This window comes from Haloferax sp. AS1, from assembly GCF_014530665.1.
Taxonomy (GTDB): domain Archaea; phylum Halobacteriota; class Halobacteria; order Halobacteriales; family Haloferacaceae; genus Haloferax; species Haloferax volcanii.
Genome location: NZ_SPSA01000002.1, coordinates 502,185 through 511,640, shown reverse-complemented (window position 1 = coordinate 511,640; position 9,456 = coordinate 502,185). Strand labels below are relative to the sequence as shown.

At 57.8% G+C, this 9,456-nt stretch carries 11 protein-coding genes and 1 pseudogene; 2 read left to right on the top strand and 10 right to left on the bottom strand.

The annotated features are described in order from the left end of the window. The 4 genes from E4P24_RS17000 to E4P24_RS16985 form a co-directional block, all read right to left on the bottom strand. A partial coding sequence (locus E4P24_RS17000) for a DNA-binding protein (protein WP_188148889.1) occupies positions 1-753 on the bottom strand: 753 nt, incomplete at its 3' end. Between the two features lie 1,171 nt (positions 754-1,924). Then, positions 1,925-2,950 (bottom strand): nitrogen regulation protein NR(II), encoded by a 1,026-nt coding sequence (locus E4P24_RS16995; RefSeq protein WP_188148888.1) that lies wholly within the window; start codon positions 2,948-2,950, stop codon positions 1,925-1,927. Positions 2,951-3,057: 107 nt separating this feature from the next. Then, entirely contained in the window at positions 3,058-3,474 is a 417-nt protein-coding gene (locus E4P24_RS16990; protein ID WP_188148887.1) for a hypothetical protein, read from the bottom strand. Between the two features lie 73 nt (positions 3,475-3,547). Beyond that, entirely contained in the window at positions 3,548-4,210 is a 663-nt protein-coding gene (locus E4P24_RS16985; protein WP_188148886.1) for a DUF6735 family protein, read from the bottom strand. A gap of 182 nt (positions 4,211-4,392) precedes the next feature. Between E4P24_RS16985 and E4P24_RS16980 the strand changes: the two genes are divergently transcribed. Beyond that, positions 4,393-4,710 (top strand): hypothetical protein, encoded by a 318-nt coding sequence (locus E4P24_RS16980; protein WP_188148885.1) that lies wholly within the window; start codon positions 4,393-4,395, stop codon positions 4,708-4,710. A 6-nt stretch (positions 4,711-4,716) separates the two neighbouring features. Here E4P24_RS16980 and E4P24_RS16975 read toward each other — a convergent pair whose 3' ends face one another. Continuing rightward, positions 4,717-5,556: a hypothetical protein gene (locus tag E4P24_RS16975; RefSeq protein ID WP_188148884.1), complete on the bottom strand. Its 840-nt coding sequence runs from the start codon at positions 5,554-5,556 to the stop codon at positions 4,717-4,719. Between the two features lie 106 nt (positions 5,557-5,662). On the opposite strand from E4P24_RS16975, the gene E4P24_RS16970 reads away from it, so the two are divergent. Further along, positions 5,663-6,430: a DUF1889 family protein gene (locus E4P24_RS16970; protein ID WP_188148883.1), complete on the top strand. Its 768-nt coding sequence runs from the start codon at positions 5,663-5,665 to the stop codon at positions 6,428-6,430. Positions 6,431-6,568: 138 nt separating this feature from the next. Here E4P24_RS16970 and E4P24_RS16965 read toward each other — a convergent pair whose 3' ends face one another. The 5 genes and pseudogenes from E4P24_RS16965 to E4P24_RS19470 all read right to left on the bottom strand — a co-directional run bounded on the left by E4P24_RS16965 (position 6,569) and on the right by E4P24_RS19470 (position 9,292). After that, positions 6,569-6,949 (bottom strand): hypothetical protein, encoded by a 381-nt coding sequence (locus E4P24_RS16965; protein WP_188148882.1) that lies wholly within the window; start codon positions 6,947-6,949, stop codon positions 6,569-6,571. A gap of 91 nt (positions 6,950-7,040) precedes the next feature. Then, entirely contained in the window at positions 7,041-7,229 is a 189-nt protein-coding gene (locus tag E4P24_RS16960; protein WP_049908471.1) for a hypothetical protein, read from the bottom strand. A 138-nt stretch (positions 7,230-7,367) separates the two neighbouring features. After that, positions 7,368-7,848: pseudogene (locus tag E4P24_RS19110) on the bottom strand (hypothetical protein); the annotation flags it as partial. A gap of 312 nt (positions 7,849-8,160) precedes the next feature. Continuing rightward, positions 8,161-9,078, bottom strand: coding sequence for a DUF4238 domain-containing protein (locus E4P24_RS16955; RefSeq protein WP_188148881.1), 918 nt, complete (start codon positions 9,076-9,078; stop codon positions 8,161-8,163). Beyond that, positions 9,032-9,292 carry a DUF4238 domain-containing protein gene (locus tag E4P24_RS19470; RefSeq protein WP_188148880.1) on the bottom strand — a complete coding sequence of 87 codons (261 nt, stop codon included), beginning with the start codon at positions 9,290-9,292 and terminating at the stop codon, positions 9,032-9,034. The genes E4P24_RS16955 and E4P24_RS19470 overlap by 47 nt, the downstream gene beginning before the upstream one ends. Positions 9,293-9,456: the final 164 nt, after the last annotated feature.

Below are 9,456 nucleotides of genomic sequence, written 5' to 3'. Positions count from 1 at the left end.
CTTCCAACTCGTCAGCTTCACCTGCCCGCTTTCGTCTTCGAGGAGCCCCGCTTGCTGAATCGCCGGCGACTCCGACTTCCACACCGTCGTCAGCGTCCCTTCAACGCACACTTCGCGTCGCGACACGCCCTCCAGTTTCCCGATCGGCACCATCGTCCCCGGTGCGCCTTCGAGTTCCTCGAACACGCTCACAGTTGCCGACATCATGTCCTTGCCACCCAACACCGCCTCGCTCAGCCGCCGACTGATCGCCGCTCGCGACCAGCCATCCAGCTTCTCCGCTAACCGTGTTGCCTGCTTGTGTACTGCGCCCAACTGTGCTTGGGTCAACTCCGTCCGGGGATCTTCCCGGTCGGGGTCAGCCATCGGATTCAGACTCGCTGCGCGCTTCTGGAACTGCCGCCGTCGCGCAGCGCTCCGCTCGGCCGCAATCACCCGCGACCGAGCCTCACGACCCTCTTGCGACCCCAGTTCCGCACGGGCACTAATCCGTTCGAGTTCGGCTTCCCGCGCTCGAATGCGCTCTTCTTGGGCCAACGTCACCCCGTCAATCCGCTCGTCGCTCGTGTCTGCAATCCCGTCAGGGTGGTTCGCATCCACCTTTGCTTGGATCTCCTGTTGCACCGTCGCCTGGAACTGTGGCGTCTCGTCGACGACCTCAAACCCGTCTTCGTCGACTGTCTTGTCATCCGCTTGCTCGAACGCCTGTTCAGCCACCGAAACTACCTTTCGACTGGAGTTGTTACTAGACATTGTAGTTCCTGAAGGCGCTGACGCGCCAACGCCCGCGACTCCACTCGCGGGATTCTCACGAACCAACACTTGAGCCACGGCTCCGACGTCGACCGATGACGCCGTCACCGAGGTGCCCGCGCCGCGCCTTCACGCCGGACCCTGTCCGGCGCGGCGCGGCACCGACGGCGCCCCCACAGACAAGTGCGGGGGGTGAACCTCGAGGTGAGCGCGCGGTCACCACCATATACCCAGCCGGTCACCGCGGGTCGGCGCCTCGCCGACACCCGTCCGTCGGCAGACGCAACGGAAGCGGCCACGGCGCCGAGGCGGCACGGCCGGGGGGTATACGGTGGTGAACGGCGTCGCATACGGCCACAGCGAGGCCGCAGAGAGCGAGGACCCCGCTGGACCAGCACCGCGCCCGGACCCGCACGAGCCTGTCCCGTCCGTCGCAGACGCAACGGAAACGCCTCGTGCGGCAGCCCGGTGCGGGCTGGACGCCCGCGGACCCACAGCTCGTCGCAGCCGAGTTTGAGCGCACGCCCGGCAGGCCGCACAGCCAGCCCTGAGTGAGCCCCGGACCGTGGCATACTGGGGGTGAGCACGGCGAACCCCCAATAGCCACCGCAGCCCGGGCGAACGAGGGGTGAGGGCAAGCGCCCGAACGGCGAGCAGCCCGCCCGGACCGCGCAAGCGGCCACGTCTGAGCCAGCCGGCCGGCGGCGCGACCGCATCGAGGGAGCGCCACCGCAACGGCTGGTGAAGATGCAGTCAGCCCGGTCTCGGTCAGGGCCCGGACGCGGGCCGAGCGCTCGCAGGCCCGCCCTCGGGGCTGACCGGTATCGGGTGGCTGCACACGGCCCGACCCGGCCCCGCGACCGTGCCCCGTCCGTCGCAGACGCAACGGCAGCGCGAAACGCCCGGGCCCGGCAGGAACGGTCTGCCCGCCGGAGCGCGCACAACCCGAGCAGTCGCCCCCAAACGTACCGACAGAGCTCACCTCCCAAACACGTTTGATTGCTATTTTAGCGCCCTAGCTTGCTATCAAGATCGTTGAGGACGTGGGGCTCGTCTCCACCCCAAATGAAACACAAGCACGGAGTATCTCACGCTTGCTTCGAACATGGCAGCAGGACGAGGCCGTCAGGTATGCTCTCCAAAAACCAACTCAGCAGTCATCGTCCGACTCTCACCACGTAATCTCAAATCGTGCTCCACCTTCGGAACCCGTTGTAACGGCGATTTCCCAACCATGACCCTCCACAATTTGAGAGACAATTGAGAGTCCATAGCCAGTTCCGTCAGCAGTTGTCGAATATCCGTGGTTGAATATCTCTGACCGAACTGGCTCAGCGATTCCAGGGCCATCATCTTCGATATAGAGTCCCGCATCGTCAGAGAGACTACCAACAGTCACAGTCGCCCCAGCACCAGCATGTTCAACGGCATTGCGAAACAAGTTCTCTAGTAGTTCCTGAAAACGACTCTTATCCGCGGCGATCACTCCGAGTTCATCTTCTAGTTGGAGCGTCGCTTGCTGTGTCTCAACGCTACTCCACGACGCATGGAGACATTCGCGGACATCAACCGACTCAGCCTCACCAACGACTTCGCCCTTTTTTGAGAGGGCAAGAATATCGCTGACGAGAGTATCGATCCGACTGAGTGACGCTAAGACCCGCTCCAGTTCAGGGCTTTCGGACTGTTCATGGGCAATCTCAGTATATCCGTACGCGATAGAAAGTGGGTTCCGGATATCATGTGTTAAGATATCGGCGAACTCATTCAGCCGATCCTTCTGTTCTTGAAGCTGGGATTCGCGCTGTCGCTGCTCGGTGATGTCCCGGATGATGCCAGTAAAATACTGTTCGCCATTGTGTTCGTGCTCACGAAGGCTGATAAGCGTCGGAACTTCGTGTCCGTCCTTGTGCAGCGCCGGGAGCTCGATCCCATCCCAGTCGATATTGCGCTCTCCTGTCGCCACATACGAGGCTAATGCAGCCACGTGGACTGGCTCTAAGCGCTCTGGGATGATTTTCATCTTTGAACTCCCAATTAACTCAGCGGGTGCATAGCCGAGGATGTCTTCAACGGCTGGATTGGCATACACGATGTTGCTGTCCGAATCAATTGTCAACATCCCCTCTGCGGCATTTTCGACAAGTGTCTGGTAGAACTCGTCGGCAGAAATTGGAGGTGGCTGAGCGTCCGTCATAGAAGATCAGTAGTACTAGTCAGTAGTCACGGGTTCTTCAGGATGTTGCTGCGGGACTGACTGTATACCTATCAAACTCTAGCAGCACACATCATGGCGGTCAGTTCTCAGAATTCGCCCGCTTGTTCGACTGTAATGGTCAACTCGCCCGATTCGTAGTCGGCCTCGAAATCAACGGTGAACGTGTCCGAGTTGTGGGCTGCGTGGTAGGCCCGATGACGCTTAAGTGAGCCAGTCGCCTTGAAGTGGAAGAACGCGGCCGCCGTGTAGGGTTTGCTCTGTGTTTCGACCTGCGACTCGACAGAAGCCGGAAGGGCGATCTGGGGCGTCCCCGAGTCGATACTCGCAGCGAACGCCTTCGCTTCCTCGACGGTTGCTTGCGAATGTGCCGGTGTCTCGCCGGTTAGCACGTTTACCGGGGTTTCCGTGTCGTCGGTGAACAGGACGTCTTCGAAGGTGTGTGTCCCGAGGATTGCCTCGGGATCCAACTCGCAGTCGTGAAACGGGCCGTCCTCTGTGGTCATCGAATCACGAGCCTACGTAGGGCTCACCCATTCAGGCCCCTGAAAAACAGCAGCTGCCACGAAGCAAATCGAACTAGGAGTGGTTCAGGCTCGCCTTCTCGAAGGGTGATTTCCCGGTCGGAATGAGCAGCTTCTGTCGGTCTCCGACTCGCTCGGCCAGCTTCCGTTTCAGGTACTGTCTCGCCGTCGACGGCGTGAAGACGCCTTTGTCGAGCATATCGCCGACGACATCTTTGAGGGCCGCGAACTGTCCCTGCAGGTGGCCGTCGCCAACCGGCTCGCCGTCGTACCAGCGCACCGTCGCGAGCGCGCCGTTCCCGACCGTCTCCCCCTGTTCGACTGTCTCCGACTCGTACTGCAGGCCGAACCACAGCGTCCGGTAGGCGGTTACCTCGAACGTCGTCGACACCACGAAGAACGCCTCGTGGTGGAGGTAGTCGAGATGGTCAGCGACGATCTCGTCGAGGGGGAGCCCGGTGGCGCGGGGCTTCGGCTCGACGACCGTCGACGGTCGATCCTCGTCGGCGAGGTAGCTGTCGACCGAATCTGCCTCGAGGCCATCGGCCAGCTCCGCCAGCAGCTGTTTCGCCCACTTGGAGTCGGTGTCGTCGCCACCGAACGGCGACTCAGCCGAGATTCGGTGCTTGAGCTTCAGGTTCGCTGCACCCCAATGGCTGTAGTGGAGCGTGTACTGTCCGTCTGTGCGTTCATACGCAACGAGTGCGCGATGTCCCATCGAGCAATCACCTCACGGGGCGACCGCGACTGGATCGCCCCGCACCCCTCCCGGAGGACGAACAACGCTACCAGTAGTTGCTATCGAGGCTTCTTTATTCGGGATGAGTAGTGAAATCGGGGCGGCTAAATCGGTAAGTAGAATTGCTTAGTTATTTGAACGAAGTCAGTGTAAATGCGTGTATGGATATTGACGCCGGCGAGTTCAAGAAGAACATAGAGAAGGCGTTAGAGGAGCAGTCAGGGCTCCGGATGAACGAGCAGAATGAGATCCCGTTCGAGCAATTGTTCACAGAGGAGTTCATGCAGCTGTACACAGAATTCGACTCTTTCGAAGCGTTGCTTGAGGCAAGTCAATGGGATGTTGAGGACGAGGACGATTTCGAGGCCATCCCGGAGGGTGAGTTCGATACCGATGTCGACGAGCACACGGATTTCCCATCGTGGGAAGTTATGTCTCAGACTGCGGCTCAGCGGTTCCTTGAACGTCACTTCAACTGAAGTGGGTTACTGACTGACCTGCCGCCCGAGCTTGGTGATCTCCGCCTCACTGTACCCGCCGTCACTCGAATTGATGTAGGCTTGTGTCTCAACGTATCCTTTCTCTCGGAGCAACCAGAGGTTATGATCCACGACGTCTGACGACCGGCCCACTGCCTCAATCAACTCGTCACGATCAACCCGTGGATAGGTAGGATCCGATCGGTATGACTGGAGTAACACGTCCAGGATTTCATCCTGAACCGCGTCATCCAACTGGAGTTCCTCACCCAACTCTTTTGCTCGCCACAGCGTCGTCGGTGTAATCGCCAGTGACCGCTTCCCTGGCCGCCGCTTGAAGAACCCATCATCCTTTGAGAACCGCCACACCTTATCGATCACGTCCTCATCAACGTCCTCGAATTCATCGTTGAGATAGCTGCGTAGCCGTTCACCTTGTGGACTCGGCCAGAACGTAAACGGCTGCTCTGTAAACCTACGATATGACTCACGGATCAATTCATTCTGGACCCGCCGCTCAGTCGCCGATAACCCCTCTGTCGCACCTACGTCATGCTCCGTCGATGCCCCATCTCCATCCCCATTCACCACATCGTCACTGGTATCGGACCGATCAGTCCCGTCCACGTACTCGCCAGCGTCCTCCGGCTCGACTCTATTGTTCGACGTGTTGTGGACTTGGATCGCTAGAATACCCAGAGTGCCTAACATACCGATCACACCAGCAATCTCCACGAGCGAAAAAGGTGTGTAGACGGTTCCGATCCCTGCGAGAATCAAGGCAGCAAGCCAGGCAAGGATGAGCTTCCCGATGAACCGCTCAGTCACGTACTTCCCAACCGACATCCTATCACTGCAAGTATTCACAGACCAGTATTATAAGTCGTAGGAGAGCAGCCTCAATCAGACATACCCACCTGATTTTTCAAGAGTTGCTGAGAAGTACCGAATTATGAGTCAAAACGACAGGACATCTTGGTTCATCAATTCCGAGGGGCCAAATGAGGAGGCTGTCGAACTGGCCTTCGCGTGGGTGCAACAGCTCGGTGAGCAGCATGAAGAGAAACGAGATGCTGTCTTAGCAGTAAACACGAAAAAGCAGCTGGACGGTGTCGTATCTACTGTGATCGGTGACCAGGCAGCAAAGGCGTTGAATAAAAAGAAGCCGGTCGGCGTCGGTGAAGCAGAGATCCAGCTGATGACGAAACGGATTGATCCATCGGGGTGGCAAAGCGGTCCTGTCCTTGCTATCTACCCAGACAAAGACCTGCTGGACAAGATTGACGGAATGTATGGTGTGACCGATGTGCTCGTCGTGCCTTGGTCGAAGGACACCGTCCAGTTCTGGATCGATACCTGGGGCGCGTCAGCACTCCAATCAGATGCGAGTGGCGATGCACCAGAAATCGATAATCCGGTCGCCAAGGAAGCTGTCGACACGCTCGATGCATTGGTTAACACCTCGACTGGGATCACGCATTCGTCAGATCGTGCTACCTGTATCGAGATCTTCAAAACCCTCCATAGCAACGGCATCAGCTTCGATCCTGAAGCAATCAGAGCCTGGTTAGTCGCTGAAAAAGGCTGGGACCCGGATTATGCCGATGACGTAAAAGAGGTCGCCGAAGGCGTCCAAACGGGGAAACGCTTCCAGTACGACTCTGGCCGTCTTAGCAACGACATTATGAACCAGTGGAAAGACGCCGCAAATGTTAATTAATCCAATATAACTGCCGGAGATCGTTTTCACTCCGTTTGCTCACGTCCCTGTAGTGACCGCTCTGATGCATCTATGCTCTGTACTGACCAGCTGTTTCAGCTCTCACTCTAAATAAAGAAACAGTATCGGAAACTACTGCTACTCGTCGATCAGGCCGGGGGAACTGAGGTCCGCGTGAAGGACTTCGCCGTCGCGAACGACGTACCGCTTCGCCAGGACTGGGAAGCGGCACTTGGTGAACCCCGCCGTCTGGATATCGAACTCTTCGTCGGTTTCGAGGAGGTCGGCGAGTTCTCGCAAGAACTCGTGGGTCACGATACCGCCCTCGTAGTCCGGGAGGCCGTTCTCCCGCGCCGCGTACACCTCGAAGTCATCGTACCCCCAGATAGTGAGCTCTCCCTCTTCGGTCACCTCCCAATCGAGCGTCCCGAAGCAGTAGCTCTCACAGAGTTCACGGGCTGCCTGTGGATCCGATACGATCGCGCCGGTTGACATCGTCGCAGCTTGCAGTGTCGCCATGTCTGGACTTCACGGGGTCGCCCCCGTACCCCTTTCGGGGGCGAAAAACAGACGCGAGAGGTGCCTCCCGAGGCGTGGTCGGCGACGCCAGTTAGGAGTCTGCGTGAGCGTCCGCCCCGGCTCCGTCGCCCGGCCGCGTGAGAAGGCTCACCTCTTCCAGGAGGTCTCTCGCGGTCTCGACTCGCTCTCGATCCGCGTCGTCCAATCGGTCGACGTCGAGTCGGTTGAGATTGCTGAGTATACGATGCATCCGGTACCCTTGTTTGAACTCTTGCTCCATCGGAAGCGCCTCACCGCTCGCCGGCGCGAAACGACTCCCCACCGAGACTGGCGTCGGGCTTGTGAGAGCTCGCGGTCTTAACCAACGAACCTCGAAACTAATCGCAGTGTGTTGGTTAATCGACGCCCAGCACTGGCACTACTCGAGACTGGGGCCGTAGCGAACCGAGCCACACACCCGGCACTGCCAGATTGGTTGTCCCGTCCACGCTTCATCCGGGATCGACTCCTGGGTCTTGAACCGATGGCCGGTCGCCCGTCCACAGGTTTGACAATCGAGTTCCTGCGTCGTCGGTACCGACGACACTTGGCGATCAGTCGCGACCTCGCCGGTGGATTCGGTCAGCCCTATCGCTGGAACCAGCCACACCGCCTCGTCGGCGTCGTCGAGGATCTCAGTAAGCCGTGACGCGTCGCGGATGCCGTTCCCACGCTGGTCGTAGAACTGCGTTGGGGCCTGCTCCTGACGCTCCGACGCGCCCTGCGAGCCACCCTGTCGGGTTACGGGCGGCACTATGAAGCCGCTCTCCCTCCGCTGACGACACCTGTACCGCGTCTGGGAGTGAGAGCCATTGCTCGACCAATTGGCGCACCGGCGCCTCGTCGAGCTCGTAGATGAGTTGGAGAAGGTTCTTTTGTCCTTCGATTAGACCTTATTTCGTACCGATGTCGGGGGTTCAAACATCGTCGGGTCCGTCTCGCTTCGTACCGGTTTGAATTCAACAGACGGCATTAGATTACTTTTATACTGGGTGGCCAACGCGACACCACTAGAGACACAAACCCTGCTCAGATACGCTGGCGACGCTGCGACAACAGTTGGTGGAATGACAATTTCGAGGAATCAGATTACAGCACTTACGAAGCTGAAACAGGGCCGCTGGGCGGGGCCACAGGACAGTCCTCTACTGTCGTGCTGAGAGCCCAATCCATTACGTTCGGAAATCCCTTTTTGTATCTTCAAACAGTATTTTAACCGCCTTTAGGATCGCTTTTTCAGTTGTCTCCGAGCATTCCATAAGCCGCCAAACGGCCCTTCGCTGTTTCATTTCTGCGCGCGTTCGCCGGTGGAACTCCACACCCGCTCGTATCGACACTGGTGCCGGAGACGGCGTGATATTGTGGAGTTGGTGTGGGGGCTCATACGGGTACTGTGCATCTTCATCGTCACTGGCCAGCGGTGGCTGGGGGACCGTCTGCCAGTCCCCAACCTCACGTGCCTTGCGAGTCAACGCCTTCATCATCGTCTCTTGACCTAGTGATTCGTAAAGTACGAACGTATCTGTACTGAGTATCTGGAGGAGATTCAACACCCTCACATCTTGTTCATCAGCCAAGGACGCATGCCATTCGCGATTATCCTGTACAAGGTAGGTCTTGGGATCATAGAACAGCAGACACAGCCGCGGTGAAAGTGGACAATAAACCTGTAATCCTGCATCACCCATCCCAGTATAGGTTAACCTACGTGTGTCTTTGAAGCATGGATTTGCAAAAACAACTGGCGCTTCTGAAGTGATAAGTTCGATTTCTGTCTCGTTTTCCAGGACTACACAGTCGAGTCCGTACATTCCGATTGGAGCGAGGATGCCGTGGAGCATCATAAAGTGGTGGACATCCTGTACAGTTTGCTCGAAGACTGTGTCTTCGAGGTCGGTGTGATTGGCGGGATCAGAGCCTGCCTTAGTAACGATTTCACGAAGTTTCGATCGAAAATAGTCCTCTGCAGAAGCCCGGATTTCGTCGCGCATCAAGCGAGTCCGCTGGCGCTGAGTAAACACGAACGACAGGAGAAGACGTTGCTCACCAGGGGGAAAGGGATCGAAGGGTTGCCCCGTCTCGGAGTACATTGAAGACGTCAGCATGGGCGGCTTCGAGACGGCTCAACACTTTTTCGATGGTCGTATCTTCGCTATTGAAATACGACCTCGAACAGAGATTTGCGATCTGTTGGCCCGGGATCTCACGCTCGTTTTCGAGGTGGTAAATGGGGACTGTTGAGTCGGTGGCCCAGCCACGGAGATAGGATTGAGGGACGTAATGTTGGTTCTTGTATGGTGGCATTGTCAACGTCGAGCGTTAATACAGGTGACTCACTCAGCCACATGAATCATATAGTTTGGGTGGGGGGTGATATCCAGTGATTCTCCTTCGGGAGTCAGCTCTAGTTCGTGAGGATCACTACTCTGGTACTCACAACGCGAGGAGTCGAGAGTGCCCGGTGGCGG

What these genes read in the sequence shown, in the direction of transcription:
- E4P24_RS16985 (WP_188148886.1), bottom strand. Translation starts at nt 4,210, where the DNA reads ATGGGACATCGCGCACTCGTTGCGTATGAACGCACAGACGGACAGTAC.
- E4P24_RS16970 (WP_188148883.1), top strand. Translation starts at nt 5,663, where the DNA reads ATGAGTCAAAACGACAGGACATCTTGGTTCATCAATTCCGAGGGGCCA.
- E4P24_RS16995 (WP_188148888.1), bottom strand. Translation starts at nt 2,950, where the DNA reads ATGACGGACGCTCAGCCACCTCCAATTTCTGCCGACGAGTTCTACCAG.
- E4P24_RS16965 (WP_188148882.1), bottom strand. Translation starts at nt 6,949, where the DNA reads ATGGCGACACTGCAAGCTGCGACGATGTCAACCGGCGCGATCGTATCG.
- E4P24_RS16980 (WP_188148885.1), top strand. Translation starts at nt 4,393, where the DNA reads ATGGATATTGACGCCGGCGAGTTCAAGAAGAACATAGAGAAGGCGTTA.
- E4P24_RS16975 (WP_188148884.1), bottom strand. Translation starts at nt 5,556, where the DNA reads ATGTCGGTTGGGAAGTACGTGACTGAGCGGTTCATCGGGAAGCTCATC.
- E4P24_RS16955 (WP_188148881.1), bottom strand. Translation starts at nt 9,078, where the DNA reads ATGTACTCCGAGACGGGGCAACCCTTCGATCCCTTTCCCCCTGGTGAG.
- E4P24_RS16990 (WP_188148887.1), bottom strand. Translation starts at nt 3,474, where the DNA reads ATGACCACAGAGGACGGCCCGTTTCACGACTGCGAGTTGGATCCCGAG.
- E4P24_RS19470 (WP_188148880.1), bottom strand. Translation starts at nt 9,292, where the DNA reads ATGCCACCATACAAGAACCAACATTACGTCCCTCAATCCTATCTCCGT.
- E4P24_RS16960 (WP_049908471.1), bottom strand. Translation starts at nt 7,229, where the DNA reads ATGGAGCAAGAGTTCAAACAAGGGTACCGGATGCATCGTATACTCAGC.